Source organism: Pyrodictium occultum (genome assembly GCF_001462395.1).
Classification (GTDB): domain Archaea; phylum Thermoproteota; class Thermoprotei_A; order Sulfolobales; family Pyrodictiaceae; genus Pyrodictium; species Pyrodictium occultum.
In genome coordinates this window covers 1,474,544-1,501,248 of sequence record NZ_LNTB01000001.1, presented here as the reverse complement: position 1 = coordinate 1,501,248, position 26,705 = coordinate 1,474,544, and the positions used below count along the sequence as shown (strand labels likewise).

29 protein-coding genes and 2 tRNA genes are annotated in these 26,705 nt (G+C 65.9%); 16 read left to right on the top strand and 15 right to left on the bottom strand.

Annotated elements, in window-relative coordinates:
- The first annotated feature begins 395 nt into the window (after positions 1–395).
- Complete coding sequence (locus CF15_RS07840) at positions 396–1,118, top strand: endonuclease III domain-containing protein (protein ID WP_058371294.1); 723 nt, start codon at positions 396–398, stop codon at positions 1,116–1,118.
- Here CF15_RS07840 and CF15_RS07835 read toward each other — a convergent pair.
- From CF15_RS07835 to cutA, 3 genes are all read right to left on the bottom strand, one after another.
- Positions 1,115–1,459, bottom strand: a complete 345-nt coding sequence (locus CF15_RS07835; RefSeq protein WP_058371293.1) for a hypothetical protein — start codon at positions 1,457–1,459, stop codon at positions 1,115–1,117. The genes CF15_RS07840 and CF15_RS07835 overlap by 4 nt on opposite strands.
- A 128-nt stretch (positions 1,460–1,587) precedes the next feature.
- Positions 1,588–1,695 (bottom strand) — tRNA-Lys (locus CF15_RS07830).
- Positions 1,696–1,741: 46 nt separating this feature from the next.
- Positions 1,742–2,071: a divalent-cation tolerance protein CutA gene (gene cutA / locus CF15_RS07825; protein WP_058371292.1), complete on the bottom strand. Its 330-nt coding sequence runs from the start codon at positions 2,069–2,071 to the stop codon at positions 1,742–1,744.
- An 87-nt stretch (positions 2,072–2,158) separates the two neighbouring features.
- Here cutA and CF15_RS07820 point away from each other — a divergent pair, with 87 nt between their 5' ends.
- Complete coding sequence (locus CF15_RS07820) at positions 2,159–2,680, top strand: phosphate-starvation-inducible PsiE family protein (RefSeq protein WP_058371291.1); 522 nt, start codon at positions 2,159–2,161, stop codon at positions 2,678–2,680.
- Here the strand turns inward: CF15_RS07820 and CF15_RS07815 are convergent.
- The 3 genes from CF15_RS07815 to CF15_RS09100 all read right to left on the bottom strand — a co-directional run bounded on the left by CF15_RS07815 (position 2,677) and on the right by CF15_RS09100 (position 5,779).
- Entirely contained in the window at positions 2,677–3,699 is a 1,023-nt protein-coding gene (locus CF15_RS07815) for an FAD-dependent oxidoreductase (RefSeq protein ID WP_058371290.1), read from the bottom strand. The two genes, CF15_RS07820 and CF15_RS07815, sit on opposite strands and share 4 nt — an antisense overlap.
- 149 nt (positions 3,700–3,848) lie before the next feature.
- Positions 3,849–5,021, bottom strand: a complete 1,173-nt coding sequence (locus CF15_RS07810) for an inositol-3-phosphate synthase (RefSeq protein ID WP_058371289.1) — start codon at positions 5,019–5,021, stop codon at positions 3,849–3,851.
- 242 nt (positions 5,022–5,263) lie between these two features.
- Positions 5,264–5,779: a GIY-YIG nuclease family protein gene (locus tag CF15_RS09100; protein ID WP_083494612.1), complete on the bottom strand. Its 516-nt coding sequence runs from the start codon at positions 5,777–5,779 to the stop codon at positions 5,264–5,266.
- Positions 5,780–5,878: 99 nt separating this feature from the next.
- Here CF15_RS09100 and CF15_RS07800 point away from each other — a divergent pair, with 99 nt between their 5' ends.
- A complete protein-coding gene (locus CF15_RS07800) occupies positions 5,879–6,289 on the top strand; it encodes a hypothetical protein (RefSeq protein WP_058371287.1) in 411 nt (136 codons plus the stop codon).
- Positions 6,290–6,299: 10 nt separating this feature from the next.
- Here CF15_RS07800 and CF15_RS07795 read toward each other — a convergent pair whose 3' ends face one another.
- Both CF15_RS07795 and CF15_RS07790 read right to left on the bottom strand, forming a co-directional pair.
- The gene (locus CF15_RS07795; RefSeq protein WP_058371286.1) at positions 6,300–7,271 is read right to left on the bottom strand and encodes a ribose 1,5-bisphosphate isomerase; all 972 of its coding nucleotides are present in this window, start codon (positions 7,269–7,271) and stop codon (positions 6,300–6,302) included.
- Between the two features lie 6 nt (positions 7,272–7,277).
- A complete protein-coding gene (locus CF15_RS07790; protein WP_168371346.1) occupies positions 7,278–8,267 on the bottom strand; it encodes an eIF2B alpha/beta/delta subunit family protein in 990 nt (329 codons plus the stop codon).
- A gap of 81 nt (positions 8,268–8,348) precedes the next feature.
- On the opposite strand from CF15_RS07790, the gene CF15_RS07785 reads away from it, so the two are divergent.
- On the top strand, positions 8,349–9,011 hold the full coding sequence (locus CF15_RS07785) for a biotin transporter BioY (RefSeq protein WP_058371284.1): 663 nt from the start codon (positions 8,349–8,351) through the stop codon (positions 9,009–9,011).
- Positions 9,012–9,017: 6 nt separating this feature from the next.
- On the opposite strand, the gene CF15_RS07780 is transcribed toward CF15_RS07785, so the two are convergent.
- Entirely contained in the window at positions 9,018–10,361 is a 1,344-nt protein-coding gene (locus CF15_RS07780) for an amidohydrolase (RefSeq protein ID WP_058371283.1), read from the bottom strand.
- 129 nt (positions 10,362–10,490) lie between these two features.
- Between CF15_RS07780 and CF15_RS09000 the strand changes: the two genes are divergently transcribed.
- The 4 genes from CF15_RS09000 to CF15_RS07760 all read left to right on the top strand — a co-directional run bounded on the left by CF15_RS09000 (position 10,491) and on the right by CF15_RS07760 (position 13,202).
- The gene (locus CF15_RS09000; protein ID WP_058371282.1) at positions 10,491–10,976 is read left to right on the top strand and encodes a MogA/MoaB family molybdenum cofactor biosynthesis protein; all 486 of its coding nucleotides are present in this window, start codon (positions 10,491–10,493) and stop codon (positions 10,974–10,976) included.
- Between the two features lie 153 nt (positions 10,977–11,129).
- Positions 11,130–11,525 carry a hypothetical protein gene (locus tag CF15_RS07770; RefSeq protein ID WP_168371345.1) on the top strand — a complete coding sequence of 132 codons (396 nt, stop codon included), beginning with the start codon at positions 11,130–11,132 and terminating at the stop codon, positions 11,523–11,525.
- Positions 11,526–11,610: 85 nt separating this feature from the next.
- Positions 11,611–12,123 carry a YbhB/YbcL family Raf kinase inhibitor-like protein gene (locus CF15_RS07765; RefSeq protein WP_201783102.1) on the top strand — a complete coding sequence of 171 codons (513 nt, stop codon included), beginning with the start codon at positions 11,611–11,613 and terminating at the stop codon, positions 12,121–12,123.
- A gap of 116 nt (positions 12,124–12,239) precedes the next feature.
- Positions 12,240–13,202: a carbamate kinase gene (locus CF15_RS07760; protein WP_236698179.1), complete on the top strand. Its 963-nt coding sequence runs from the start codon at positions 12,240–12,242 to the stop codon at positions 13,200–13,202.
- Here the strand turns inward: CF15_RS07760 and CF15_RS07755 are convergent.
- On the bottom strand, positions 13,199–13,642 hold the full coding sequence (locus CF15_RS07755; RefSeq protein ID WP_058371279.1) for a hypothetical protein: 444 nt from the start codon (positions 13,640–13,642) through the stop codon (positions 13,199–13,201). The two genes, CF15_RS07760 and CF15_RS07755, sit on opposite strands and share 4 nt — an antisense overlap.
- Positions 13,643–13,768: 126 nt before the next feature.
- The gene (locus CF15_RS07750) at positions 13,769–14,380 is read right to left on the bottom strand and encodes a hypothetical protein (RefSeq protein WP_236698178.1); all 612 of its coding nucleotides are present in this window, start codon (positions 14,378–14,380) and stop codon (positions 13,769–13,771) included.
- A gap of 186 nt (positions 14,381–14,566) precedes the next feature.
- Between CF15_RS07750 and CF15_RS07745 the strand changes: the two genes are divergently transcribed.
- The 4 genes from CF15_RS07745 to CF15_RS07730 all read left to right on the top strand — a co-directional run bounded on the left by CF15_RS07745 (position 14,567) and on the right by CF15_RS07730 (position 18,444).
- Positions 14,567–14,654, top strand: a tRNA-Leu gene (locus tag CF15_RS07745).
- 175 nt (positions 14,655–14,829) lie between these two features.
- Positions 14,830–15,582: a Fe-S cluster assembly ATPase SufC gene (sufC, locus tag CF15_RS07740; protein ID WP_058371278.1), complete on the top strand. Its 753-nt coding sequence runs from the start codon at positions 14,830–14,832 to the stop codon at positions 15,580–15,582.
- An 80-nt stretch (positions 15,583–15,662) separates the two neighbouring features.
- Positions 15,663–17,093 carry a Fe-S cluster assembly protein SufB gene (gene sufB, locus CF15_RS07735; protein WP_058371277.1) on the top strand — a complete coding sequence of 477 codons (1,431 nt, stop codon included), beginning with the start codon at positions 15,663–15,665 and terminating at the stop codon, positions 17,091–17,093.
- A 148-nt stretch (positions 17,094–17,241) separates the two neighbouring features.
- Entirely contained in the window at positions 17,242–18,444 is a 1,203-nt protein-coding gene (locus tag CF15_RS07730; protein ID WP_058371276.1) for a SufB/SufD family protein, read from the top strand.
- Positions 18,445–18,801: 357 nt separating this feature from the next.
- Here the strand turns inward: CF15_RS07730 and CF15_RS07725 are convergent, their stop codons facing one another.
- A complete protein-coding gene (locus CF15_RS07725) occupies positions 18,802–19,623 on the bottom strand; it encodes a [LysW]-aminoadipate/[LysW]-glutamate kinase (protein WP_236698177.1) in 822 nt (273 codons plus the stop codon).
- A 23-nt stretch (positions 19,624–19,646) separates the two neighbouring features.
- Positions 19,647–20,705, bottom strand: coding sequence for an N-acetyl-gamma-glutamyl-phosphate reductase (gene argC / locus CF15_RS07720; protein WP_058371275.1), 1,059 nt, complete (start codon positions 20,703–20,705; stop codon positions 19,647–19,649).
- A 310-nt stretch (positions 20,706–21,015) separates the two neighbouring features.
- Here argC and lysW/argW point away from each other — a divergent pair, with 310 nt between their 5' ends.
- The 4 genes from lysW/argW to CF15_RS07700 all read left to right on the top strand — a co-directional run bounded on the left by lysW/argW (position 21,016) and on the right by CF15_RS07700 (position 24,476).
- A complete protein-coding gene (gene lysW/argW / locus CF15_RS07715) occupies positions 21,016–21,189 on the top strand; it encodes an alpha-aminoadipate/glutamate carrier protein LysW (protein WP_058371274.1) in 174 nt (57 codons plus the stop codon).
- Positions 21,190–21,343: 154 nt separating this feature from the next.
- Positions 21,344–22,204, top strand: a complete 861-nt coding sequence (gene lysX, locus CF15_RS07710) for a lysine biosynthesis protein LysX (protein ID WP_058371273.1) — start codon at positions 21,344–21,346, stop codon at positions 22,202–22,204.
- Positions 22,205–22,243: 39 nt separating this feature from the next.
- On the top strand, positions 22,244–23,410 hold the full coding sequence (locus tag CF15_RS07705) for an aspartate aminotransferase family protein (RefSeq protein ID WP_058371272.1): 1,167 nt from the start codon (positions 22,244–22,246) through the stop codon (positions 23,408–23,410).
- Positions 23,385–24,476, top strand: a complete 1,092-nt coding sequence (locus tag CF15_RS07700; protein WP_058371271.1) for a M20/M25/M40 family metallo-hydrolase — start codon at positions 23,385–23,387, stop codon at positions 24,474–24,476. Before CF15_RS07705 ends, CF15_RS07700 begins: the two co-directional genes overlap by 26 nt.
- Before the next feature lie 206 nt (positions 24,477–24,682).
- Here the strand turns inward: CF15_RS07700 and CF15_RS07695 are convergent, their stop codons facing one another.
- Positions 24,683–26,155 (bottom strand): B12-binding domain-containing radical SAM protein, encoded by a 1,473-nt coding sequence (locus tag CF15_RS07695; protein WP_058371453.1) that lies wholly within the window; start codon positions 26,153–26,155, stop codon positions 24,683–24,685.
- A gap of 63 nt (positions 26,156–26,218) precedes the next feature.
- Positions 26,219–26,584, bottom strand: a complete 366-nt coding sequence (locus tag CF15_RS07690) for a hypothetical protein (protein WP_058371270.1) — start codon at positions 26,582–26,584, stop codon at positions 26,219–26,221.
- Positions 26,585–26,705 lie beyond the last annotated feature (121 nt).

Sequence of the window (26,705 nt, the reverse complement as noted above, 5' to 3'; positions counted from 1 at the left end):
CCCCCACCCCCACCTCCTCCCTCCCGTGAAGGGCCTCCCGGGCGCCCTCGCGTCGGCTTATCCCCCGTGTTGTTGAGGGCCCTGCGGCCCTCTGCCCGGCTTTGTGCTGGCTGATTCGGGCCCTCATTGGAGTGTTTTAGTTGCTAGTGGTGTTATGTAGCTCCTGTACATGTGCCGCCCCATATTTACCTATATGTAACGTGTTGTATAGGGTGCTATGGACGCCTCTACAGGCAGCGGCATAGAACGATTTACAGTAACATAAATCCTTGTCCCCGCCCCAGCCGAGGGGCCATGCATTACTTGCCCGAGGAATCCCGGGCCGGCGGAGCTAGCGGGCGCCAATACTATAGTAGAGGCGGCTCCGCGCGACTGGGGGTCCGGCGAGGAGGCCCTTGGCCGGCGGAGCTAGCATCTCCGAGCGGGTCGACGGGAAGACAGTGTTTAGGATCCTCTCCAGGAGCCTCCGCGTGGACTGGCGGGACTACGTGGTGCTTGTAGCCGACAGGCTTGACGGGAACCCCTTCGCCGTCCTGGCCGCAATCATACTAAGCCAGAATACGAGCTCCCGGAGCTCGATAAGAGCCTACCATAGCCTCCGGATGCTGCTGGGCCGTGTCACCCCGGAGGCTGTGCTGAGCGTGCCCGAGGAGAAGCTCGGGGAGGCGATAAGGGCCGCGGGGCTCTGGAGGCAGAAGGCCCGGGCGCTCCGGGAGGCGGCCCGTAGGATACTCGAGGCCGGGGGAGAGAGGGTCCTCATGGAGATGCCGCCGGAGAAGCTGCGTGAGTTCCTCCTCTCGATACCCGGGGTGGGGAAGAAGACTGCCGACGTGTTCCTCTCCTTTAAGCGCCGCGCCCCGGTCTTCGCCGTGGACACGCATGCGCTCCGCATAGCAAAGCGCTGGGGCCTGGTGGGCGAGAAGGCCGGCTACGACGAGGCCTCCCGGGCGCTCCTAGAGTTCTTCGGCCCCGAGAGGAGCGAGGAGGCCCACCGCCTCCTCATAGCGCTGGGCCGCCAGTACTGCCGCGCCCGGGGCCCGCGGTGCAGCGAGTGCCCTCTCCGAGGCTACTGCCCGTACCCCAGGCGGGCCGGCGGGGAGGCGAGAGCCGGGGGCTAGCGGCCGCCCCTGCAGGCGGCGAGCCTCCCCCGGGACCAGGCCTCCATAGCCTCTCCGAGCACCTCCCCCTCGCTCCTGCCCGTCTCCAGGAGCTGCCACTCCGCGTACCCAGGCTTCCTCTCGCCCCTTCCGAGCCGCCTGGCCTCCAGCTCCACCGCCCGCCGCGCCGGGTGAGCGGCAACCATGGCGTAGGCTCTCACAAGCGCGGCCACGACTGCCTCGTGGAGCACTATGACCTGGTCGCCGAGGTCCAGGAGGAACCTGGCGTGGAGATGGCCCTCGGGTATGAATGCTACTATCTTCCTGACGCACTCGTTCGGGTAGATCCTGGGCTCTTGCAAGACCCGGGCAACCCTCCGGGAGGAATAGGGCGAGGCGCTGGAGCATGCTAGGAGCGTAGGGACGTGCGCCGGGAGGCAAGCCCACGTGGAAGGGTAGGAGGAGGGGGTAGTGGATCCCGGCGTAGGTGTGGCGGGCCCGCCGGGATTCGAACCCGGGACCTCCGCCCAGCCAGGCCGAAGGCCCGCTGGTCTACGGGTTAAGAGCCCGCCGCTCTACCAGGCTGAGCTACGGGCCCAGCCACGCGGCTCCATGTCCTACCCGGCCACAGCAGCTGGGGGTATTTAAGCATTTCTCTGAGGCTTGGTCTCGCTGCGGGCCCAGCGACAGTAGTCACCCAGGCACGCGATGACGGGGAGAGCTATAACCTCGGGCACGCTATACGGGTGGATCTCCTTCACGCGCTCAATAAGCTCCTCCAGCCTCGAGACAGTGGTCTTTATAACGAGCAGCTCCTCCTCATCCTCCTCGATCCTCCCCTCCCACCAGTACATGCTCCTCACGCTCCCCACGTTGACGCAGGCGGCGAGCCGCTCTCCGAGAAGCCGGCGCGCTATCTCAGCCCCCTTGCCGCGGGGCGCGGTCACGAACACCACAACGAGCCCGGACTCCACGGCTTCATCCCCGTGAAACTCCTCTAGGCACCAGGCATAAAATCCTCCAAGCAGCTTGCACCAGCCGTGAGGGTGCCCGGCTGAGCCGTGACCGGCTGCGACGCTGAAGACGAGGAGAAGACCCGCGAAAGCAGGCTTGTACACATTATCGCGGAGATATATGAGGCCTTCGAGATTGCAGCCCTAGCGGCGCTCGTAACCGCGACCTCCCTAGCCATAGCCGACTTCTTCTACACAGTGCTCGTGCACGGCTTCATATACAACGAGGCGGTTGAGAGGATACTCCTCATATTCGTCTTCATAGACCTCACGCGCACAGTGGTAGGGAGCCTCATAGAGGGGCGCTTCAGAATGGACATACTCTTCGAGGCGATAACGATAGCCGTGGCGAGAGACCTCATAGGCACACTGGCACTCATGGGCACTAGCTTCGACGTTACGAGGACGGCGGTGCTTACCGGCATGCTGGCCACAGTGGTGGCGCTGTGGGTGCTGGCTAGGAGGACGGAGGTGCGGGAACCCGCTCCCCTGGGCGTGTATAGATACTTGAGGAAGGGGAGGCCGTCCGGCAAGGAGGCCGGAAAGAGGAGGGGCGGGGGAAAGGGCTAGACGTCAGTCCTCCAGCCTATCTCCCCGTTGAGGTACTTCTCGATAGCCTCCGCCGCCTCAAGCCCGCTCTTCATAGCAGGACCTATCAGGCTGGGCCCGTGGGCCACGTCTCCCGCGGCGAACACTGGCTCCCTGGTGGTCCTCTTGTACTCGTCGACGTCTATGGTGCCGTTGCTTCTCAGCCTTATCCCGTAGTCTCCCCCATTGAACGGGGGTGTCGGTATGAGCCCCACAGCCTCCAGCACCATGTCCGCCTCTATCGTAATGTACTCGCCGGGCACCGGGACGGGTCTGGGCCTCTTCTCCCCCGGCTGCTCCACGAGCCGCATACGCTGCAGCCTCACCGCTGCGACACGGCCCCCGCTGCCCAGGTACTCGACGGGCGTGACGAGCTCGTGTACTATGGCGCCTGCCTCCTCGGCCTCCCGGAACCCCTTCTCCCCGGCGGGGGCGTAGCGGCGGGTGCGCCGGTAGACCAGGTGTATCTCCTCGGCGCCGAGCCACTTGGCTACATGGACCGTGTCGACCGCTGTCAGCCCGCCGCCCACCACCACCACGCGGCGGCCCACCGGCGGCCTCTCAGCCCTATAGCCGTAGCGCCACATGTGGTAGCCCACTATCCACTCCATGGCTGGCAGCACTCCCTCCTGCTCCGAGCCGGGTATTCGGAGCCTCCTGCTCCTCCACGTCCCCGTGGCTATGAGGACGGCGTCGTACTCTTTTATCAGGTCGCCGAGCATCACATCCCTGCCGACCCGCGTCTCCTGCCGGAACTCTACGCCCATCTGCCGCAGCTCCTCTATCCCCTTGCGCACGCCATTCTTATCTATGTGTATGTCCAGCACGCCGAAGATTAGGAAGCCGCCGGGCTCCGGGTTCTGGTCATAGACCGTCACCCTGAAGCCGCGGCACCGGAGGTAGCCGGCAGCATAGAGGCCGGCGGGGCCAGCGCCGACTATCGCCACTCTCTCCCGCCGCTCGCCATGCTCGCCCGGCTTGCAGCGCAACACGAAGCGCATAGAGCATCATCCAGCTTCAGGGGCCGCCCCGCCCCCGGTAAATAGAGCTGCGTACAGGTGGGCAAGGGGAGTGAGAGGTGGGTAGGGGGAGGCACCGGCAGGCCCCAGGAGGAGAGGGATGCAGCCGGTGGCGTGCAGTAAAACAGCTCTTAGGCCTTGATTACGCCCTTCTCTCTCAGGTAGTCGAGCAGCTGGTAGTAGGCGCGTATACGGGCTATGTTCCTGGCGCCGCGGGGCCCCGGATCCTTCATGAAGAAGGCGTTCACCGGGTATGCTGTACCCTTGACGCCCCTCTCCACCAGCGCCTTACCTATCCTCACCAGGTCGGTTAGCAGGCCCGCCAGGGCGGGGCTGTCGTTTATCCTCATGTTCACCACTAGCTCGTCCTCCAGCCCGTTGAAGGTCTTCCACCATATATGCATGGAGACGAACTTCTTGTCGCCCAGCGGCTCCAGGTAGCCGGTGGGCTTGATGTAGTGGGGCGCATCGTAGCCGAGTATGTCCTTTACTATGCTGCTCTTGGTCTCCTCCTTCATCTTGTTGCGCTCTGGCACACTTAGGGCCAGGAAGTCGGTGTTGCCGCCTATGTTGAACTGGGCTATGCTGAGCACGTAGCGGTTCCTCTCCGCGAGGTGCTCGAGCAGGTCAGCGGTCAGGGGGGTCGCGCCAGTGGCGCCATCGTCGCCAAGCACGAGGCTCTCGGCCTCCTCGAAGAGCTTCGCCACCGCGTCGTCGCGGGCTATCGGGCTGGGTATAACGTTCACGAAGACCACCCTCCTCCCGGTCTCCTTGGCGTAGAGGTAGGCGGCGTATGCGTAGGCGTGGCTGGCGCTCAGCCTCCTCCTATCATCCCTCTCTATCGCCTCCTCGAGGGCCTTCACGTCGTTAAACGCCTTGGCTGGCTCGGTGGTTGCCACCTCCACTATCACGTCGGGCTGGAGCTGCTTCCACTCCTCAACAAGCCTCTCTATCGCGGCCTTGGTGGAGCCCAGCTCGTCCTCGAGCCCCTTGACCCGGAAGGGCAGGCCCTCGAGGGAGCCCAGGTGGATGCCGCGCCTAACAGTGACACTCTTGAGCGTCTCGGGCACCGGCAGTATGTCGCCGACGGACTTGATGGCTACATCGTAGAGGGTCTTGCCCACCTTCTCCTCGTCCACGTCGTAGCTGCCCACGATCTCTATGTCCTTTATATCGTAGACCATGTTGTACTTGGCGAAGGGCACTCCGTAGGGCTCTACCTCTCCCTTCTTTATCCTCTCCACGCCTACGGCGAAGTGCGTAGCCACGAGACCCTGGCCCACCAGCACCACGCGCACAGCCATGGCTACCACCCACCACGGAGTACATGTGGCTGCCTCGCGGGGGCCGTGGTAACGGAGCGCTAGGAGACCCTATGCAGGGAGCAATAACCTATGGATACCCATTTGGGTTTTCAAGGCCTCCCGGCTGCTGAGCCTGCGTTGAAGAGGCTTAATGAACTACTGGGTGTCAACGGCCCCAGGCTCCACCGCTAACAGGCCGGGCTTTATTTAAGCATTGCGCTCACGCAAACCATCAATTACTATTAAATTGAATTAATATGCTTATAGTGCCGGGGGCCGGCCAGGCCAGGGGCGGCCATATGGACCGCCAGGAGGCCGGGCAGGGAGGAGGCGAGGCCCAGGGCCGCCGAGAGGCAGTCGCGGGCAGCGCAGCGGAGCACATGGCTGAGCCCGTAGGGGTCGTCGGTGCCCCCGAGGCCGGGCTCGAGGGGCTCAAAGCACCTGGAGGCGTAGGCCGCGGCTGCGAGCAGGGGCTCAGAGCCGCGCGGAGCCCTCACAGCCACCGCGCCCAGGGGCCTGTAGCCCGGGGCAGCGGCTAGGTAGTCCATGTGCCAGTGGAGCCTGGCACGGCGGCCGTAGAGGTGGCGGCAGAGCCTGGCACGCACCCCGCCGGGGCCCCAGGCGCTCCCGAGGTAGGCGTAGACCCCGGGCTCGAGGCTCACAGCGGCCCGGGAGCCCACCCTGCCCCGGTAGCCCTCGCGGAGGGCGAAGACGACTATGTAGACGCCCTTCCAGCCTGGCAGCTGGGCGCAGGGCATCTTGCAGCCTCCTGCAGCCCGCCGGGGCCCGTAGCCGCTGGACCGGAGCATCCATTAACACTGCCCCCGTGGGGCCTGAGCCCCGGGGGTGGAGCCGGGATGGCCGAGGAGGCGGGCATACCCGGCCACGCGGCTAAGACTGGCTGGGCTAAGAGGCTGCAGGGCTTCCTCCGCGACCGTGGCATCAGCTTCGAGGCGGAGGGCGAGGCTACAAGGATACACCTGGGCGACATAGTGGTCGAGGTTGCCGAGGCCGGCGGGGGCAGGGGCTACGCGGTGGTGATAACCGTGCCGCTGCCGGGCTCCAGCCGCGAGGCCGACGAGGCTGCCGGGAGAGCGCTGGCCGACGCTATCCGGCTAGCCGGACTCCTAGGCGCTGAGGGGCTGGGCTACGAGCTGGACACGAGCCTGCCGGGCTACCCTAGCCTGAGGATAATAGTGGAGTACAGGGATCCACGGGAGCTTGCCGATACCCTGATAGCTGCGCTGGAGAAGTACCTGGCCGCCTAGCCCCCGGGTTTTAGGCCGTGGCGTCCTCCTCCACCTTCACGCCGCCGGCCTCGGCTGGGCGGCGGCGGAAGAGTTCCCAGAGCACGAGGGCCACCGACTTCGGGGGTATGATGCCCCTCTCGGTCACTATCATGTCTACATACTCGGGCGGCGTCGCGTCGAAGGCCGGGTTGCGTATGACGACGCCCTCCGGGGGGTTCTCCAGCACCTCCTCTGGGGGCCTCTCCTCTATCTCGACGGGCTGGCCCACGACCGTGTAGGGGCTGAACTTGTAGGTCTCGGTGGCCACTATGAATGGGATCCTATGGAGGTGGGCGGCGAGGGCTATCTGGCTGGTGCCGATCTTGTTTATCACCGCGCCGTTGGCGGCGATGGTGTCGGCGCCTACTATCACCCTGGTTATCCTCCTGGACCTCATCACGCTTAGCACCGCTGAGTCCGGCACAAGGGTGACGGGTATACCCTCCCTAGCCAGGTTCCTCGCTGTTATATAGCCCTGGAACCTGGGCCTCGTCTCGGTGGCGTAGACGTGGAACCTCTTCCCACTCCTCCACGCGGTCACCAGTATCGACTCCACGGCGTTGCTGTTGCAGTGGGTGATTATCCTATCCCCCGTCTCGATCAGCCTCGAGCCTATCTCGCCTATCCTCCTCACCGCCTGCAGCGAGTACTCTATGAAGTCCCTGGCCGCCTCCACTACCGCCTTGCGGGCATCCTCGGGGGACTGGAACCTGCCTTCGCGGAGCGCCCGCATGACGTAGTTGACCGCGTTAGGCAGGCTTACTGCCGTGGGCCGGGTGGAGATCAGGAGCCTCGCCACCTCCTCCATGTAGGCCCGGAAGTCTTCGAGGCTGTCCCCCTTGTAGGCCTCGGCCGCCAGCATGAGGGTCTGGGCCGCGGCTCTCGCTATGCGGCCGGCTCCGCGTATCCTCATAGCCTTTATGTCCTCGGCTATCCTCCTAACCTCCTCCGGCAGCTCCACTACGTGTCACCTATTCTCGGCCCTGGCTAGCTCCCTGAGCCTCTCCCTAGCCCTGGCGAAGAGCTTGTCGAGGGGCTCGAGGCGTGGGGGCCACTCGCCGTACTCCTCCCGTATAAGCACGGGCACCGCCTCGGGGGCTACGAGGCCCTTCTCCGTGGCGAGCGCGTCCACCAGGTTCGGCGGGATGTGCTCGAAGAGGGGCGCGTAGCCGCGGACTCCCAGCCTCCGGTGCTCCTCCGGAATTATCTCGTCGCCGAGCGCGGGGGTCTCTATGGAGAGGCCGTAGACCGTGTCGGGGTAGAGCTTGTAGGAGCCCGCCACCACGATGAGGCGCACCCGTGCCTCGTTGGCCGCGAGCGCCAGGAGCCCGGCGCCGGTCCTCGATATCACCGTGCCGTCAGCTGTCACCGCGTCGGCCCCTATGAGCGCTCTGGTGGCGTCCTTCACCATGAACCTCATAGCCGAGTCTACTATCAGCGTCACCTCTATGCCTATCCTGGCGAGCGCCCGGGCCGCCTCCACGCCGTCCAGGAGAGGCCTTGACTCGGCCACTATAACGCGTATATCCTTCCCCATCGCGGCCGCCTTCTCCAGGGCCCGTATGACGCTCCTGCTATACCCCTGGGTTAGCACAACGTCGCCATCCTCCAGCCTCCTGGCCGCTATCTCGGCAGCCGCCTCGGTCTCCTCCACGACCCTAGCCAGCACCCTATCGACGCTCTCGCTTATGCTCTTCCTAGCCTCGCCTATGCTTTCATACTCTTTCGACGCGAGGGCCTCGAGTATGCCCCGCGCGGTATTGACCAGAGGGGCGGAGAAGGGCCTGGCCGCTATACGGGCCTCCAGGAAGTCCAGGGCCTCCAGGAGCCCCCAGACGTCGCGGGCCTCCTCCACCAGCCTCCTAAGCCCCTTGAGAGCCTCCTCCGCCGCCTCGGTGGCCCCCAGCCCCCGGACGCCGTGGAGGCTGGGCTGCCGCCAGCTAGGCTCCTGGGGCAAGAGCAGGCATCCCAGGGTGCGGAGGAGCATAGAGGAGGCTAAATTAGCAGGCACCTGGGGGGCGGCGCCGGGGGCTGGACGGTGGGGGAGAGGGCTAGCCGTATAGCCGCGCTCCTGGCGGGGGGCAGCGTTGAGCAGGGCATGGTGAGGCTTGAGGGGCTCCTCCTGAGCCCGGGGAGGGCGGCTCTGGTCTCCCTCGCCGAGGCCGCCGTGGGGGTAGGTCTTCTCGCCGTCTCGGCCCGCGCCTCCCTCCGGCTCCTGGGCCTCCCGGTGCCGTTCACGCTCCAGACGTTCGCGCTCACGCTGCTCGTAGTGCTTCTGGGTCCGAGGGCTTGGAGGGCTGTGGCAGCCTACCTGGCCGCCGGGCTTGCCGGGGCACCTGTCTTCGCGCTGGGCGGGGGCCCCGGCTACCTGGCTTCGCCGAGCTTCGGCTACCTTCTCGGCTTCCTGCTGGCCGCCCTGGTGGCGGGCAGGCTCTCCCGGCCCTACAGCCGCCGGGCCCTCCTCCGGGGTGCGCTCCTGGTGCTGCCCCTAGTCTACCTCCCCGGGGCCCTCTGGCTATCCGGCTGGCTGGCGGCAGCGGGTGGCATGGCCTGGCGGGGGGCTGTGGCGGAGGCTCTCTGGGCCGGGGTGCTCGTCTTCCTGCCCTGGGACGTGCTGAAAGCTGTTGCCGCGGCCGAGGCCTCCTATCATCTCCTCAGGCTCCTCTACCGGGCCGGGCAGGCGGGGCGGCGGGGCGCCTAGCCCCTCTCACCGGCTGCAGGCCTGGGGCGGGCTGCAGGGCGGCTCGGGGTCCCGGCCCTCCCCTATCCTCTCCAGGAACCGGTTCAGCTGCTCTGCGCTCCTCTCCGCCAGGCTCCACAGCCTCTCCCGGTTCTCGGGCGTGTAGACGGGCCGGCCGTCTACGATGGTGTAGAGGGTGTCGCCGCCGGCCGCGGAGTAGAGCAGTGCCGAGGCCAGGTTGTCGGCGCGCAGGGGGAGGCTCCAGGGCCTGGATAGGTCGAGCACGAGTATGTCCGCCGGCGCCCCGGGCTCTATGGCGCCGGCGCCCCTCACCCCCATGGCCCGGGCTCCTCCCCGGGTGGCTGCCTCCAGGAGGTGGCGGGCCTTCACGCGGGTGTCCCAGTAGCTGTGGCGCTGGAGGAGGAGCCCCGTCTTCGCCTCCCTTATCATGTCGAGGCTGTTGTTGGAGGCTGGGCCGTTAGTGCCGAGCGCCACGTTCACCCCGGACTCCATGGCCTCGTAGAGGGGGAAGCTGCCCGCGGTGGCCAGCTTCATGTTGCTCGTGGGGCAGTGGACTAGGCTAGCCCCGGCGCGGCGCACCGCCTCCAGCTCCCAGCTGGCTATCCAGCCGGCGTGCACCAGCACAGCCCTCGGGCCCAGGGCGCCGAGGCTCTCGAGCAGCTCCACGGGGAACTTCCCAAACCTTTTCTTGGCCTCGTAGACCTCCCTCCTGGTCTCCGAGACGTGGATGTGGAAGGGCACGCCGAGCTCCTCAGCCGCCCTGTAGCCCTCCCGCACCGCCTCCAGCGGGGCGGCGTAGATGCTGTGCACATTCACCACCCCACCCGCCAGGGGGTCGCCCTGCAGGCTCCGGGCGAACCTGACTGCCTCTTCAACCGCCTTGTAGGGGTCGACGTCGCCCATTATGACCGGGCCTAGCCGGGCGCGCAGCCCCAGCTCCCGGGCCGCCCTAAGGGTCTCATGGGGCCAGAAGTACATGTCCATGAAGCCGCAGGTGCCCGTGGAGGCCATCTCCACCACTGCCAGGAGGGAGGCGTGGTAGGCCACGTCCGGGGTGACACGCTTCTCCACATGCCACATCCTCTCCAGCCACTCGTGCAGCTCGCTGTCGTCGTGGAAGCCGCGGAGCAGGGTCATGGCGGCGTGGGTGTGGGCGTTGTAGAGGCATGGCATGGCCACGGCGTAGCGGGGGCAGTCCACCACGGCGCCCCTCTTGGCGCCCGCCGGGGGCCCGTCGCCGATGTAGCCTATCCTCCCGTCCTCCACGTACACAGCCACGCCGGTGAGGGGGCTGCAGGAGGCGCATGGGAGCAGGAGCCGGCAGCGGAGCAGCAGCGGCTCTCCCCGCAAGGCTCCGCACTTGTGTCCACCAGGCACCCGCGCCCCGGGGCTTATCAGCGTAAGGCGCCGGGCCCCGGCGCTCCGCAATGCTTCTCTCCCCGGGAGCCTCCTCGGGGATGCAGGGGAGGAGAGGCCGCCGTGGCCCGCTGGGGCCTCGTAGTTACAAGCGACCGCGTGAAGGCTGACCCCTCGCTCGACAGGATAACCCCGGCGCTGCGCAGGATGCTCGCGGAGAACGGGCACGAGCTGGCCTACGCCGCGGTGGCCGGGAACGACCCAGTGGAGATACTCTACCGGCTGGCCGAGGCCCTCTACAAGGGGGCCGAGGTGGTCCTAGTGACGGGGGGCACCGGGCCCAGCCCCCGCGACGTCTCCGCGGACCTAGCGGCCAGGCTCTGCGACCGTGTCCTCCCCGGCGTGGGGGAGGAGTTCCGGCGCCGCAGCCTGGAGCAGGGCGTGGCCAACGCGGTGCTGAGCAGGGCCATGGCGTGCAGCTTCCGCGACCGCCTCATAGTGGTTAGCCCCGGCAACCCCGACGCCGCGAAGCTCATGGCGGAGCTCCTGCTGGGTGTGGTGGACCACGCGCTCCACCAGCTCCGGGGCCACCGCCACGGCGAGCGCTGAGGAGCCCTGCCCCCGGGCTCTGAGGAACCGTTTATTTGGATTCCAGCCCCACTCTATAGCTGAGACACCCGGGGCTGGTAACCTATGCCTCCGCTAGTACCCCAGAGAGCGCAGGGCGGGGCTGCGGACGCCAGGGGCCAGCTTCAGGGGCCCGTGGCTGCCGTGAGGCACGTGGTCCGGAGGCTGCAGAGGCTGGTGAACCAGGAGTACCCGAGGCTGGCTGACGCCGGCACGTGCGGGCACGAGTTCCTCGGGTTCGTGGATGCCCTGGAGAGGGAGGCGGACAGGGAGATGGCCTCCAGGGGGTTCGAGAAGCTTCCATCCCCCGCCGCCAGGGAGAGGCGCGACCTGGTCCTCGGCTGGTACCGGGGCGACGGCTTCGTAGTGGAGCTAGGCCTCCAGGGGCTCAACCGCTGCGGGGTGCTCCGGGAGCTGACCGGGGGAGAGCCACCCCACGTCTATGCGCGGTTCTACATCGGCGGGCAGGCGGCCTTCGTTATAGAGGCCGGCAAGGAGGAGGAGCTAGCGAAGACCACCTACATAATCTAGCGGCTTCCGCGGCCGGCGGACCGCCATTCTGCAGTAGAGCTTTATCCAGCGCCCCCGGGGGTGTAGGGTGGAGGAGGCCCGGGCTATGGTTCTGTTCCGCCGTCACCGGGAGTACCTGGTACGCAGCGGGATTCAGTTCACCCTCTCCTCCCCCGCCTTCAGCGACGGGGAGAGGATCCCTAGCCGCTACACCTGCGACGGCGAGAACGTGTCCCCCGCCCTCGAGTGGAGCGGGGCCCCCTCCACAACGGCTAGCTACGCCCTCATAGTCTACGACCCCGACGCCCCCAGGGGTACGTTCATCCACTGGGTGATCTACGATATACCCCGGGGGCTTAACGGGCTCCCGGAGGGGGTGCCCCGGGACCCGGTTGTGGAGGGCCTGGGCATCCAGGGCGTGAGCGACTTCGGCGAGATCGGGTACGGCGGCCCCTGTCCTCCGCGGGGCAACCGGCCGCACCGCTACGTTTTCGCCCTCCACGCGCTGGATCTGGAGAGCCTTGGCCTGGGCCCTGGGGCCAGGGCCGGCGAGGTGCTGGAGAGGATCAAGGGCCACGTAGTGGGCTATGCTGTGCTAACCGGGACCTATTCTAGGTGAACCAGGTAACTGGGTGGTCTCGCCTAGGGAATGGAGGAGGCCGCGGGGCGCCACGCCCTGGGCCCATCCCCGCCTCCATGCTCCTTGTGGACCCCTGGGGAGGGTGTAGCCGGGCTGTGCGGGGACTCCTCGTCGTTGCTCTCGGCGGCAACGCGTTCGTGAGGAAGGGGGAGGGGCTCGATAGCCAATGGCGCAACGTAAGGGCTGCGGCGGAGGCTGTGGCAAGGCTTGTGGAGAGGGGCTACCGGCTCGTGGTGACCCATGGCAACGGGCCGCAGGTTGGCGCGGTCCTGGAGTGCGCCCATAGCTGCCCTGGCCCCCGGGGAGCCGGGAGGGCTATCACCATGGACGTGGCCGTGGCTATGACCCAGGGCTGGCTGGGCTACATGCTCCAGCAGGCTATAGGCGACGCGCTGGAGGAGAAGGGGCTTGAGAGGAGGGTGGCCACGGTGGTCACGCAGGTGCTTGTGGGCAGGGACGACCCCGCATTCAGGAGGCCGAGTAAGCCGGTGGGGCCCTTCTATACCCGCGAGGAGGCGGAGAGGGCTGCTAGGGAGACCGGCTGGGCATTCGCAAAGGACCCCCGTGGCGGGTATCGTCGCGTTGTGCCGAGCCCGCGGCCGCGTGGGGTGGTGGAGATGGGCGCCATAGAGGCGCTGCTCCGAGCCGGCTACGTCGTCGTGGCCGGCGGGGGTGGGGGAGTCCCCGTGGTGCGGGGCGAGAGGTGGCTCCACGGCGTGGAGGCGGTGGTGGATAAGGACTACACCTCCAGCCTGATCGCCCGGCTGCTCGGGGCGGAGGCCCTCATCATACTCACCGATGTCCCCTACGTCTACCTGGACTATGGGAGGCCCGGGCAGAGGCCGCTGGAGAGGCTCACAGTCAGCGAGGCCCGGAGGCTGCTGGAGGAGGGCAAGCTCCCTCCAGGCAGCATGGGCCCGAAGGTGGAGGCGGCCGTGGAGTACGTTGAGGAGAGGGCTAGGAGCGGCTGCGTAGAGTGCTACGCCGCGATAGGGAGGCTTGAGGACGCGGAGCAGGTGGTTGAGGGGAAGAAAGGGACGAGGGTGGTACTGGGCTAGGCCCGCTGGTAGAGCGGGCAGAGGCCGCAGAACCAGGGCGCCTCCGCCACCTTCACCCGGTAGACGCCGTTGTCCTCCGCCACCGCCGTCTTGAGCCTCTCCGCGGCCTCGCGGCTGAGCCTCCACAGCCTGCAGACGCCGCCGCTGTTATAGATGCATGTCTGGGACTTCCAGCCCCCGATCATTGAGGCGGTCTGCTTGAAGGCCTCGAGGTCGGCTATACGCTGCTCGTAGAGGCTTAGGGAGGCCGCGTAGCCCTCAACCTGGCTCTGCAGGCTCTTCAGCGAGACGCCGGCCTCGGCCAAGCCCTCCTCGAGCCGCTGCAGCCTCTCCCGGAGCTCCTCGACCTCCCTCCAGGGCCTCTCCGCGGCGCCGGGCTCCGGCTCTATGAGTGCGTGGCGGTGCCCGTTCCTCTCAACGGCTAGCAGCTCGGCCGCCAATGCGCTTGTCACCTCCCTCCCCTCTTCTCTGGCTACAGTGGGTGGGCGGGGATTGCCCGAGCCCCAGGGGTGTGGTTGGCTACGGCTAGAGGCTAGGAGGCGTCCGGCCTGCTAACACCCGAGGGGCTATTGGCGCTCCTTCTGCTTCTTGAGGAAGGCGTCTAGGCCCATCTGCCTCCCCTTCTCCTCCATCTTGCTGAGGCTCTCCAGCCTCTCCATAATGCTTCTAGGGGGGCGGGGTTTCTCGCCGCGCAGGAGCTGGAGGAAGAAGGTGTCGCGCACAGGCTCGTAGACGAGTTTGTAGAACCTCTGGGGGTCGCGGAGCACCCACTCGGGGAAAAGGGAGACGTACTCCAGCGCGGCCTGCCACGCCTTATCCCAGGGGACGACCCTGGAGGCCCTGGAGGCGACCTCGCGGTCGAAGTCCCTTGGTGTCTGTTCCTCGCCCCCGATGGAGTACCATCCCCTGGGTCCGATGGCGACGCACTCTCCCAGCTCCTCCACCATGCCTTCCGGGCAGCGGCCTGCTCTCCCCTCCTCCGCGCCGCTGGGGCGGCGGAGGAGTTCCTCCAGCCTAGCGGCCCTCCTCCAGCCCCGGGGCCCGTAGTGCTTGGCCCACGCGTAGAATATGGCGCGATTTAGTCCCCAGCTCTTCGCCTTCTCCAGATCGCCCCGGAGCCTATAATGGCGGGCGGCCTGCAGCAGCGCCATCACCTGGAACCGGCCCACACCGGCCATGCGGAGCAGGTCCTCTGGCCTCGGCAGCCCTGGCACCCCCCGGGGGATGCCGGAGACCCCAGGAGTGCAACTATGAATCCTTATAGCCGGGTGGACGCCGCTACGCTCCCCATGGGCTGTGGGCCCCGGCGCCGGCCGCTGCGGGGATCTTCCGGCTCCGGCCCCCTTAGGCCGCCTATCCTGGAGGCGGGGGTGCCCGAGCCAGGTCGAAGGGGGCGGGCTCAAGACCCGCTGGCGTAGGCCGGCGTGGGTTCAAATCCCACCCCCCGCACCACGCTCTGGGCCCCATCGCGGTGTTGCTGCCTCCGCCCCTGGCCCGTCTTAGCTGCCCGAGCGCCCTCGTGCCGGTCCGCGTCTACGATTACGCTTTGTCTCTATCGCTGCGGGGGCTGGGCAACGCTATGCTTAATAGCGACTTTAACACCTGATAAAGGTGGGGTGCGTCGGAGATGGCTCTGGAGACGAGAAATCTAACAGCAGGCCCCGGGGATAAGGTAGTACTTCACGGCGTTAACATTAAGGTTTCTCCCGGGGAGATTGTAGCTCTAATGGGGCCCAACGGCAGTGGTAAAACAACGCTGGCCAGCGTCATCATGGGGCACCCGCGTTACAGGGTGAGGGAGGGCGACGTACTGCTCGACGGTGAACCGATAACCAAGCTGCCCACCTACGAGAGGGCCCGTAAGGGCGTGATGCTGGCCTTCCAGAACCCGGTGGAGGTGCCGGGGGTACGCTTCCTAAACTTCATAGCCGCCGCCTACAATAGGCGGTTTGGGCTGGAGGAGAGGCTGATAGGCGCTCCCAGGCCCGAGCTGCTGAAGCAGGCCAGCGAGCTGGCCGTGAAGCTCGGGCTGCGCCCGGACATGTTGCAGAGGGAGGTTAACGTCGGCTTCAGCGGCGGCGAGAAGAAGAGGGCTGAGATGCTGCAGCTCCTCCTCCTGCGCCCACGCTATGCCATACTCGACGAGCCCGACAGCGGCCTCGACGTGGACGGTGTACGTGTGATAGCGGGAGCGATAAATGAGCTGGCAGACCAGGGCGCAGGCGTAATAGTCATAACTCACTACGCGAGGATCCTAGAGTTCGTCGAGCCAAACCACGTGGTTGTGCTGGTGAACGGTCGCGTGGTTGATGAGGGCGGGCCCGAGCTGGCCCGCAGGATCGAGAAGGAGGGTTACGCGCGCTACCTGAGCTCGAAGTAGCTCTTGCCTATATCTCCCCATCCCGTGCACATGCCCCAAGACAGCTCCGTGGTAAAGCTCATGGGTTAGGGGTGCCTCCCATGGCGAGCGTGCGTCCCGCGCCCATAAAGGAGGTGCTCGAGGCTCGTAGTATCGAGGACCTCCTGGGCATTGAGAAGCCCTACCCGAAGGAGATCGAGATACGCGGCAGGATTGAAAGGAGCCTTGTCGAGGAGATCTCGCGGATAAAGAAGGAGCCGGACTGGATGCGTCGCCTCCGCCTCCGCGCGCTGGAGATGTTCTACAAGCTGCCAATGCCCCGCTGGGTCCGGGGGATCGAGGAGATTGATCTCGAGGAGCTGGCAGCCTATGTGAAGCCTAAGGCGGAGAAGGTAGAGAGCTGGGATGAGCTGCCGGACTGGATTAAGGAGTACTATGCCAAGCTGGGGCTGCCCGAGGCCGAGGCTAAGGCTCTCTCAGGGTTGACTGCTGTATTCGACAGCGAGGCCGTGCTCAACAAGGCTAAGGAGGAGCTGCGCAAGAAGGGTGTCATACTACTGCCTTTGGAGGAGGCCGTGCAGCGCTACCCCGACCTGGTGAAGCAGTACTTCGGCAGGGTCTTCCCCGTCGCCGACCACAAGTTTGCTGCACTGCACTACGCGCTCTGGAGCGGCGGCGCCTTCGTCTACGTGCCGCCGGGGGTGAAGGTGAGGCAGCCGATAGAGGCGTTCTTCTTCGTCGGCAGCGATCTCGAGGGCCAGTTCGAGCACTCCCTCATAGTGGCCGACGAGAACAGCTACCTGGAGTTCATAGAGGGCTGCGCCGCCCCGGTGCTGAAGAAGTTCAGCTTCCACGACGGCATGGTTGAGCTGTACGCGCACCGCGGCTCCAGGGTATACTTCTACACTGTGCAGAACTGGAGCAGGAATATAATCAACTTCAACAACAAGCGCGCTATAGCCGAGGAGGGTGCGTACGTAGAATGGCTGGAGGGTAGTATAGGCAGCAGGATGACCTACACCTACCCCTCCACTATCCTCAGGGGCCGCGGCGCCTCCACCAGAAACGTGTCAGTGGCTATAGCTAACGGTCCCTACATCAAGGACACCGGCGGCAAGGCTATACATGCTGCACCCGAGACCAGGAGCGTCATAGTATCGAAGAGCATTTCCAGCAACGGCGGCCTGGCAGTCTACCGGGGCCTAGTCCGCGTGAACCGCGGCGCCTACAACAGTGTGAGCCACGTGGAGTGTGACAGCCTAGTGCTTGACGAGAAGAGCAAGTCCTACACCTATCCGAGGAACGAGATAGAGGAGCCGACTGCCGAGGTAACCCACGAGGCCAGCGTGGGCAGGCTGGGCGAGGACCAGCTATTCTACATGACCAGCCGCGGGCTCACAGAGGGCGAGGTCAAGGCGTTGATAGTGCTGGGCTTCATACAGGATATACTGAAGAGCCTGCCGCTGGAGTACCTCAGCGTGCTCACTAAGGTGATAGAGCTGGAGTTTAGCGAGTACGGCGCCGTAGGCTGACACGCCCCGGGGAGCCCCCTGGAGGCACAGGGGCCCAGGACCCCCCACACACCTTTTCCAGGGTGGCCGAGGGGCCCATGGGCTGCACCCTAGTGCGAGACGCGCGTGTCGGCGCAGGGTTCCGGGTAGAGAAGAGGGTGAGGCAGTAGTGTCGAGGCAGGCTGTAGCCGGCCTGGAGGAGGCTAGGGAGAGGGCTAGGAGCCTTCTCGACAAGCTGCCCTGGCAGCACATAGCTGACTCCCCGACGACCAAGTACTATACGGACTGGAAGCTGTTCGAGGAGAAGCTGGAGAAGGCGCTCAGCGAGCCCCAGGCAGTGGGGGCCGGCGCCGGGGCTGGAAGGGGGCTGGAGGGCTATGACGCGGCTATAGGCTGCGGGGGCGGCGCTGCCGGGGGCATCCGCGTCTATAGGCTAGAGGAGGCGCCTAGCGAGCTAGCCAGGTTCTTCGCCTCGATGCTGCATCCGGATGAGAGCAGGCTTACAGCCGCACATTACGCGTTCCTCCGGGAAGCCTACGTGCTGGAGATCCGGGAGCCCGGCGTCTACAAGGTGGCAGTCTGCGGGCCGCGCGGCGTCTGGGCCAGCAGCCATCTACTCGTAGCAGTGATGCCGGGGGTTGAGGCCGGCCTGGTGCTGGACAATAGGCCCTCCTCCAGCGGCTCCACCGCTGTGGAGATGCTGGTAGGGGAGAAGGCGAAGCTTGAGCTGTTCACCCTGGCGAGGGCGCCGGAGGAGGCCGTCCACGCGCTGATGGGCCGCCGCTTGGTGCTGCATGGTGCCGAGCTGCGCTCCGCCACCATAGCGCTGGGCTCCGCCATGCACCGTGTGGAGGAGGAGACGAGGCTGGCCAACGGCTCCAGCTACACCCACTACGGCGCGGCCGTGGGCAGGTGGAGGCAGAGGCTGGACATGATAGCCGATACAATCCACCAGGGCGCTGGGAGCAGGAGCCGTGTGAGGGTCTACGGGTTCGCGCTGGATGAGAGCCTGGTGTCGGCTAGGGGGCTTGCAAGCATAAAGGAGAGCGCCCGCGGCAGTAGCACAGTCTTCGAGGCCGAGGTGCTCGTGATAGGCGAGAAGGCTAAGGGCTACACCATGCCCTTCCTGGAGATAGACACGGGCGACGTGGAGGAGGCCAGCCACCGCGCGGCCGAGTACAGGATATCGGGGGAGCAGCTCTTCTACCTGGAGAGCAGGGGGCTGAGCGAGGAGGACGCCCTGCAGCTCCTGCTGAGCGAGAGGCTGAGGACCGCGGCGGGGCACCTGGAGAGGCTCGCAGGCGAGGCAGAGAAGATGATAGAGGCTATACTGGTGGAGCTTTTCCACCCCCAGGGGCAGTGTAGTTTTTGATTGTTGTTGGAAAGTTTATATTGGTTGATGTTTAAATGTTATACCTGAAAACCCTGGGGGGTGATGGGGGCAGTGCTCCAAGCCCCTCAGGGCATAAGATCTTGGATGGGAGCCCCGTGCCGTTGGGCTCGACAGCCACCCATGACCCCATAACTCTAAGGAAAGAGTTATGGGCGAGGTGGAACTCCCTAGATGCAAACATAAACCCATATAAAATTGGGATGAACATCTAGGGAGAAACGGTAGGCTACGCACCACCCCCAGGGGCCGTGTGGAGGGCTGCAGCCGCCCTGATGGGCCGCCGAGCCCCCCCGGGCGGTGAGGTGGGCGAGGGACGGCCGAAGCCCTCCTGGCCTCCTAGCCCTTCTCGACGACAGTGCCTCTGCCTTCTAGCCCGCGCTGAACCGGGTCGGGCTGGGAGGCGCTGGTTATCACTGCACGGGCTACGCCCTCCTCGACCGCCCGGGCTATCTCGTAGAGCTTCCTGTTCATCCCCGCGCCTACTCGGCCCTCCTCCAGCAGCCTCCGGGCCTCGCTGACTGTGAGCCTCTCGACGAGCCTCCCGTCGAGGAGCAGGCCGTCGACGTCGGTGAGCACTATGAGCGCGTCGGCGTGGAGGGCTGCCGCTATTCGCGCCGCGGCCTGGTCGCCGTCGACGTTGAGTAGCGTGGCCTCCCGGGGGTCGAAGGCTATGGGGGCTACCACGGGAGTGTAGCCGTTATCGAGAAGCTTCTCGAGGAAGCCCGTGTCTACGCTGGTTATCCTCCCGGTGTAGCCGCCTTCAACGACGCGCTTCCTCCCGGTCTCGGGGTCCAGGACTACTATCCTCCGCCTCCTCTCGGCCTGGAGCACTAGGCCGTCGACGCCCGTGAGGCCTACCGGCCTGGCCCCCAGGCTTGCGAGCCGGCTGCAGATTCTCTTATTGAGGAGGCCGCCGAGCACCATTACGAAGACCTCCAGCTCCTCCCTCGTCGTGTACCTGCTCCTCACCCCCTGGGGGCTGGTCACGAACCTGGGCTCTATGCCGAGCCTCTTCTCGTACTCCGTCACCAGGTCGCCTCCCCCGTGGACGAACACCAGGCGGTGGCCCCGCCTGGCGGCGGAGGCTACGGAGGCTACTATGTTATCCATGTTGGCCATGAGGGCTCTGCCGCCGGCCTTGACCACCAGGGTTGCCACTCCACCGGCACCCCTCTCCCTCTCTAGGCTGGCTTGAGCGGGGGCAGGCGGAGCCCCGTGTCCTCGGGGAGCCCTGCTGCTATGTTCCAGGCCTGCACTGCCTGGCCGGCAGCGCCCTTAACCAGGTTGTCTATGGCGGCGAAGCCCGTCACCCTGCCCAGCCTCTTCTCGAGCGCGAACCCCACGTCAGCGTAATTGCTGCCGGCCACGTACTTCGGGTCGGGATAGCCCGGGGGAGTGCCGTGGACCAGGCGTACAAAGGGGCTGTCGCGGTAGAAGCCGGCGTAGAGCCGCAGCAGCGTCTGCTCCTCCACCTCTCTCAAGAGCCAGGCGTGGCCGCTGGCCAGGGCGCCCCTTATCGAGGAGACTGCGTGGGGGATGAGGGAGACCCTGACCTCTGAGCCGGCTAGCCGGGATAACTCCTGCTCCGCCTCGGCTGCGTGCCGGTGGCCCCGGGGCTCGTAGGGCCTTATCGCGTTCTCCCTCTCAGGGTGGTGGCTGCCCCTAGTGGGCTTCGAGCCCCCCTCGCTGCTCCCCACCTTCACATCGACTATTATCCTGGAGAGGTCCACCAGCCTCTCCTTGGCGAGAGGTGCGAGCGCAAGTATGGCCGCGGTGGCGTTGCAGCCGGGGGATGCTATCAGCCTGGCTCCTCTCAGCTCCTCCCTGTGGAGCTCGGGGAGCCCGTAGACCGCCTTCTCGAGCAGGTCGGGGTAGGGGTGCTCGAACCCGTACCAGGTCTTGTAGGCCTCGGGGTTCCTGAGGCGGTAGTCGGCACTGAGGTCCACCACGGTGAGGCCGGACTCGTAGAAGGTCTTAGTGTACTCTAGCCCCACGCCGTGGGGGAGGGCCGAGAACACCACATCGGCCTCGCTCTTCAGCACCGCGTCGACGCTGAAGGGCGTGAAGCGGAGCCCCCGGTACCAGCCCCGGAGATTGAAGTGGACGAAGTGCACCGGCTTGCCGGCATACTCCCTGGAGGTGGCAGCTACAACCTCTACCTCGGGGTGGAGGGCCAGCAGCCGGAGCAGCTCCCCTCCCGTGTAGCCCGACGCCCCCAGGACAGCGACCCGGTAGGCCATCCCGGCAGCGGCACCCAGGGCCCAGCCCCGAGCCAGGGGGTTTTAGGGGTCTGGTACGCCCACCGCACCAAGCCACGGCGGAGCCCCGCTGGCTGCACCAGAAGCTGCTCAGAGCAACAATTAGTGCACCTTGACGGGTTCTAGCCGGGGCTCCAGTTTAGATCGGTCCCTCCAAGCAGGGGGAACGAGGAGCACCACTCTATCGGCTGGTGCGGATACCGTTCAGGCCGGTAGATGAATCCGTACTGCACGAAAAGGGACAGCATTATTAGGGCTAATCGCGGCCCCGGCTCCCCCCGGGTGGCACGGTATGCCGACACTCAAGTGCCCCGTGTGCGGTGGCCCCGTAGAGGTCCCCGACGACGCCATGCCCGGCGAGCTGATAGACCACGACTGCGGCGTCACCCTGGAGGTCGTCAAGAGGGATGACGGCAGCATAGAGCTGAGGCCCTTCGAGGGCGTCGGCGAGGACTGGGGCGAGTAGCGGGAGGGGCCTCGGAGAAGCCACCGCTCCGCCCAGAGCCTTTCACCGAGGAGAGGGGCCTGGTCCCGGAGCCCGCGGGCCGGGTGCCTCTCCTCCCGGGGCTTGTCCCCGCGGATGGCGGTTGCACGGCCCCACTACCTGGATGGGAGGATGCATGGGGTTGGCCAAGATAGGCATGGCGTACATGGTGGCTAGGTGGGAGGAGAAGTCCATAGCCTCTGCCGCCAGGAAGCGGGGAGCCGATATCACGCTCATCCATCTCTCCAGCTTTCACGCTGTTATAGGAGACAGGGAGCTGGGCGGGAAGCTGCCGGGCGTGGTGCTCCAGAGGAGTGTGAGCCACTACGTCGCCGTTTCCTCCAGCCTTGTCCTGGAGAGCCTCGGGCTGCGGGTGGTGAACCGGGGCCAGGCCACCGCCGCCGCCAACGACAAGGTGTGGAGCCTGGCTCTCCTGCGCGCCGCGGGGATTCCCACCCCTGTCACCGGGGTCGCGTTCGGCTCCGAGGCTGCCGGGAGGCTCGCGGATGAGATAGGCTACCCGGTCGTGGTGAAGCCCACCAACGGGAGCTGGGGAAGGATGGTGGCGCTGGCCGACGACTGGGAGGATCTCCGTGTGATCCTGGAACATAGGGAGTACATGCCGCAGCCCGAGATGAAGGTCCACTTGATCCAGGAGTATGTGAGGAAGCCGGGACGCGACATAAGGGTCACCGTGGTGGGTGGTAGGCCCGTGGCGGCTATCTACAGGTACTCCAGCCACTGGATCACAAACACGGCGCGCGGGGGGAAGGCCGAGCCGGCGCCGGTCGAGGGGGAGCTGGGCGAGCTGGCGGTACGGGCTGCGGAGGCCGTGGGCCTGGAGATAGCCGGGGTAGACCTCTTCGAGGACCCGGAGCGGGGCTACCTGGTGAACGAGGTCAACCCGGTGCCAGAGTTCAAGAACACGGTGGCGGTCACCGGGGTGGACGTGGCGGCCGAGATAGTGGATTACCTCCTCGAGCTGGCCCGCCGCTAGGCCCGGGGCACCACCTCCAGGGGGGAGGCGTAGAGGGTCTTGGTACTCCGCTACCTCCACTTCTACGCTCCCCGCGGGCTCCGGGTCGCGAGGGCCCAGGGCCAGTATATCTGGGACCTTGAGGGCCGTCGCTACCTCGACGCCCACACGGGCCACGGGGTGGCGTTCCTGGGCCACCGGCACCCGAGGATAGTGGAGGCTCTCCGCGAGGCGCTGGACACCGTTATGGTCGCGCCGCCGGGGATGGCGGGGCCGTGGCTCGAGGAGATGCTCGAGGCCCTCACCCCCCTGCTGCCTGGTAGGATGGAGTACGTGACGCTGCTTAACAGCGGCGCGGAGGCCGTGGAGCTCGCGCTGAAGATAGCGCGCCGGGTGACCGGCCGGAGGGGGATAGTCTACTTCACCGGCAGCTTCCACGGGAGAACGATGGGTGCGCTCTCCGTCACCTCGAGCAACCCCCTCTACCGGAAGGGCTACGAGCCCCTGATCCCGGGGACCAGGAGGGCCAGGTTCAACCACCCCGAGGACCTTGACAAGGCTATAGGGGAGGACACGGCCGCCGCGATAGTGGAGCCCATACAGGGCGAGGGCGGCGTGAACCCCGCCACCCCCGAGTTCATGAAGGAGCTTAGGAGGAGGTGCGACGAGGCGGGCTGCCTGCTGGTCGTCGACGAGGTCCAGACGGGGTTCGGCCGCACCGGGAGGGTCTGGGCCCACGAGCACTACGGAGTAGAGCCCGACATACTAGCCGCGGGCAAGGCCATCGGGGGAGGCTTCCCGGTCAGCATGGTTGCGGTGCCGGGCTGGGTGGCGGAGAAGCTCCCCCCGGGCTTCCACGGCAGCACCTACGGCGGCAACCCTATGGCTATGAAGGCCGTGGCCGCGGCCAGCAGGGTACTCGTCGAGGAGAGGGTGCCGGAGCAGGCGGCGGAGAAGGGGGCAAGGCTCCGCGGCATACTGGAGGAGATGCTGGAAGGGGCCAGGGTGGTTAGGAGGGTGAAGGGAATGGGTCTCATGATCGGGGTGGAGCTGAGGCTCCGGCCCGACCCGGTTCTCCGCTGCCTCCAGGAGGAGAAGGCGATACTAGCCCTCAAGGCCGGCTCCACCGTGGTACGGCTCCTGCCCCCCTACCTGCTGGCCGGGAAGGACGTGGAGGCGCTGGCGCGGGGAGTGGCGGACTGTGTACTACGGCTCCAGGGCGGCTAGGCTGCTCCAGTCCCTGGTCGAGGCCTACAGCCCCACCTTCATGGAGAGGGACGCCGCCAGGCTGCTGGTCGAGGAGGCCTGGCGGCTCGGCTACAGCCAGGCCTACCTAGACGATGCGGGGAACGCCAGGCTCCTAGTTGAGCCCATGGAGCGGGTCGAGGAGCCTCCCAGGATAGCGCTGGTCAGCCACATAGACACTGTGCCAGGCTGGGTCGAGCCAGCCAGCCCGCCCTGCGTGGTGAGGGGCCGGGGGGCTGTGGACGCTAAGGCCCCGCTGGCAGCCATGGTGGCCGCCGCCTCCCTCTACCGGCCGAGGAGGGCGGTGGTCGAGGTCGTGGCGGCCGTGGGCGAGGAGGGGCCCAGCCACGGCGCATGGCACCTCGTGAAGACGGGGTGGAGGGCGGACGCCGTCATAATAGGGGAGCCAACTAACACGACTAAGGTGGCTATAGGCTACCGCGGCGGCGCCAGGCTCCGGGTCCACTGCCTCGGCGAGCCGGGGCACGCGAGCAGCAGCTGGCTCTACAGGAGCGCCTGCAGCCTCGTGGTGGAGGCCTACCAGGCGGTGGAGGAGCTGAGCGAGGCCACCGCGAGGGGCTATACCTACACCGTGACCGCTATGAGCTGTGGCTCCGGCGGCAACGTGGTAGCCGACGAGGCGACGCTGGTGGTGGACCTCCGCATACCGCCAGGCGGGAGTCTAGAGGAGGCCCTCGAGAAGCTGGGGCGGAGGCTCCCCGAGGGCTGCTGGGCGGAGAAGCCGGGCAGCTGGCTCCCACCGGTAGCCGTTAGGCCGGGCAGCCCCGCCGCCAGGGCGCTGATGCGCGGCCTTCTAGCCGAGGGCTACCGGGCCCAGCCCGTGCTGAAGGCCGGGACAAGCGACATGAACATACTCTACAGGGTGGCCGGGAGCATCGCCGCCTACGGCCCGGGAAGGAGCGAGCTGAGCCACACGCGGCACGAGGAGGTGACGCTGGCGGAGCTAGACCTGGCGGTGAGGGTCTACATAAACGCTATACGCTGGCTTGAGGACACGCTGGCCAAGACGAGGAGAAGTGCCGGCTGAGAGGCGGCAGCCCCCGAGGCCCCGCCCCACCTGCTCTTAGGGGCCGGCGAGCTCTCCAAGCCCTCCACATCCCGGCAGGGGTGGAAGTGCCCCTCTCCTCGCTAACGGGCGGGAGGCGTGGGTCCCTCCTACACGCTTCTCAGCCCTGAAGCCCCGGCGGGCGCCGAAAGAATAGTGACTGCGGAGCAGGAGCGGGCAAAAGGGGGCTAGGCGCGGAGCATGGCCTCGATCTTCGGCAGCATCTTCTCAGCCTTCCTCCTGGCATACTTTATGAAGGCCTCTATGCCCATCCTCACCGGCAGCATGTGCGGCTCCCGGAGGTAGAACTTGCTCAGTATGTCCTCGGCCCAGTAGAGGGAGTGGAGCAGCGTCCTCTTAAGCACCTCCACGTGCTCGGGCCTTAGCAGGTTCCTCTTGAACCAGTCCCTGTTCTTCAGCACGCCCATCGGCACGAAGAACATCGGCACTATGAGGCTCCTATAGGGCCTCAGCCTATCAAGCATCTCCGCCGTCATCTCCACATCCTCCGGCCTCTCCTCGGGGAGCCCTAGTATCAGCGTACCTGCCGGGATTATGTTATTCTCATGCATGATCCTGAAAGCATCCTCAACCACGTCCGGCCATTTCTCGGCCGGATAGGGGGCGGACTTGGCGGGCATTATTATCTTGGCTAGCCTCGGGCTCAGCGTCTCGATGCCTACCTCAACGCCGAGGAAACGCTGGTTAGTGAGCACTATATCGTTCATTATCCTCGAGACTAGGCGGTGCTTCTCCTCCGCGTACTTCACCGCCGCCAGGCTAGCGTGGCTCCAGGCTATGGTGCCAGGGACGAGCCTGCGAACCCTCTCATGGAGCTTGATGAGAGGCTCGGGCCTAGGCTTCACGCCATCAGCACCATAGAGGAGCACGTCCTCGCTGTGGAGTATCACAGACTTCACGCCGTTCCTGAGGTTCACCTTTATCTCTGCCTCGATCTTGTCGAACGGCATGTAGCGGAGCGGGCGGAGGGTGACGCTGCAGAACTTGCAGCCCCTCGGGCACCCCCTCATTATCTCCACTAGGCCGTTGACGCTAGCGCCCTTTATCACCGGGATCTCCTCTATGCTCGGGCTGTCCTGCGGCCCTACGTAGATGTAGTCGGGCAGGGGCCCACCGCTGAGAGCCCTCTCGGCGAGGTCCACTACCACCTTCTCGGCCTCACCATCGATTACCGTGTCCACGCCCCACTTCTGCCACTCCTCGAGGGACCAGAGCCACTGCCACGCCGCAGGCCCCCCGGCGATGATCTTCACTCCTTTCTCCTTAGCCTTCCTCACCGCCGGGCTCTCCATGAACCTCCTGAAGGACCTCCGATTCACCGGCTCCTTGCCGGTTATCATCCACCACTCACTGCTCGGAGGCCCGTAGGCGAAGTAGTCGTGATGACCTATCATAAGAACCTTCATAGTATCTAAGTGCTTATGCAGATGGTCGGGGTCGACTATAGCGGCGTTGAAGCCTGCATCCACAAGCTTTGCCTCTATCTTGCGGAGCCCGTAGGGCGCCTCACGGGGCCTGCCAAGCTCATCGGTCTCAACCTTGGGCGCTGCGAGCCACATCCAGACGCGCTCCGGCATCCCTATGGCAGGCCCCGTGGTCATGAAGCCTATGAACTCCCTGCCGTGGTGGTTGCTCATCATGGTGCGGTCTGTGGAGATCACTATCTCGAAGCCCTTCACTACCCCACACCTCCTGGCCTATGCCTAGACAACCACAGGGTTTAAACCATGCTCTCGCAAGATAGAAATATACTCCGGCAAATGAGAGTCAACAATATAGACGGCTTCATCACCCAGCTTCCTGGCGAGGTCCTCCAGGCTCCCCAGGTCTTCTCCATGATACCGGACCGAAAGCGTATAGACTATATTGTTCTGGATGAGCGTCCTCAACAGCTCCATGTACTCTACCCTTCCCAATGGCGAGACCACGTGTATCACGAACCTCGAGCTAACCTTGGGATCGCGGCTCCGGAGCTCATGCAGCTTCATAAGAGCCCGGGATATGACTCTCCCTCCCTCCCTACTAAATACTAGCACTACGTGCTTTGCACCCTCCTCGACCCACACCATCGCCCTACACCCCGGAGCCTCCGGGGAAGAGTCTCCTAAGGGGAAGCTTCCTGGGGCAGGAGCCGCGCTGGGCGAGGACCTTCAGGACGTCTATCATCCATGTGCGCCTACCTCGAGCATC

Coding starts and splice junctions, on each gene's coding strand:
- CF15_RS09100 (WP_083494612.1), bottom strand. CDS start 5,779: ATGCCCTGCGCCCAGCTGCCAGGCTGGAAGGGCGTCTACATAGTCGTC.
- sufB (WP_058371277.1), top strand. CDS start 15,663: ATGGCGAGCGTGCGTCCCGCGCCCATAAAGGAGGTGCTCGAGGCTCGT.
- CF15_RS07750 (WP_236698178.1), bottom strand. CDS start 14,380: ATGGCCGGTGTGGGCCGGTTCCAGGTGATGGCGCTGCTGCAGGCCGCC.
- CF15_RS07800 (WP_058371287.1), top strand. CDS start 5,879: ATGGCCGAGGAGGCGGGCATACCCGGCCACGCGGCTAAGACTGGCTGG.
- lysW/argW (WP_058371274.1), top strand. CDS start 21,016: ATGCCGACACTCAAGTGCCCCGTGTGCGGTGGCCCCGTAGAGGTCCCC.
- CF15_RS07695 (WP_058371453.1), bottom strand. CDS start 26,155: ATGATGAGCAACCACCACGGCAGGGAGTTCATAGGCTTCATGACCACG.
- lysX (WP_058371273.1), top strand. CDS start 21,344: ATGGGGTTGGCCAAGATAGGCATGGCGTACATGGTGGCTAGGTGGGAG.
- CF15_RS07690 (WP_058371270.1), bottom strand. CDS start 26,584: ATGGTGTGGGTCGAGGAGGGTGCAAAGCACGTAGTGCTAGTATTTAGT.
- CF15_RS07765 (WP_201783102.1), top strand. CDS start 11,611: ATGGTTCTGTTCCGCCGTCACCGGGAGTACCTGGTACGCAGCGGGATT.
- CF15_RS07815 (WP_058371290.1), bottom strand. CDS start 3,699: ATGCGCTTCGTGTTGCGCTGCAAGCCGGGCGAGCATGGCGAGCGGCGG.
- CF15_RS07810 (WP_058371289.1), bottom strand. CDS start 5,021: ATGGCTGTGCGCGTGGTGCTGGTGGGCCAGGGTCTCGTGGCTACGCAC.
- argC (WP_058371275.1), bottom strand. CDS start 20,705: ATGGCCTACCGGGTCGCTGTCCTGGGGGCGTCGGGCTACACGGGAGGG.
- sufC (WP_058371278.1), top strand. CDS start 14,830: ATGGCTCTGGAGACGAGAAATCTAACAGCAGGCCCCGGGGATAAGGTA.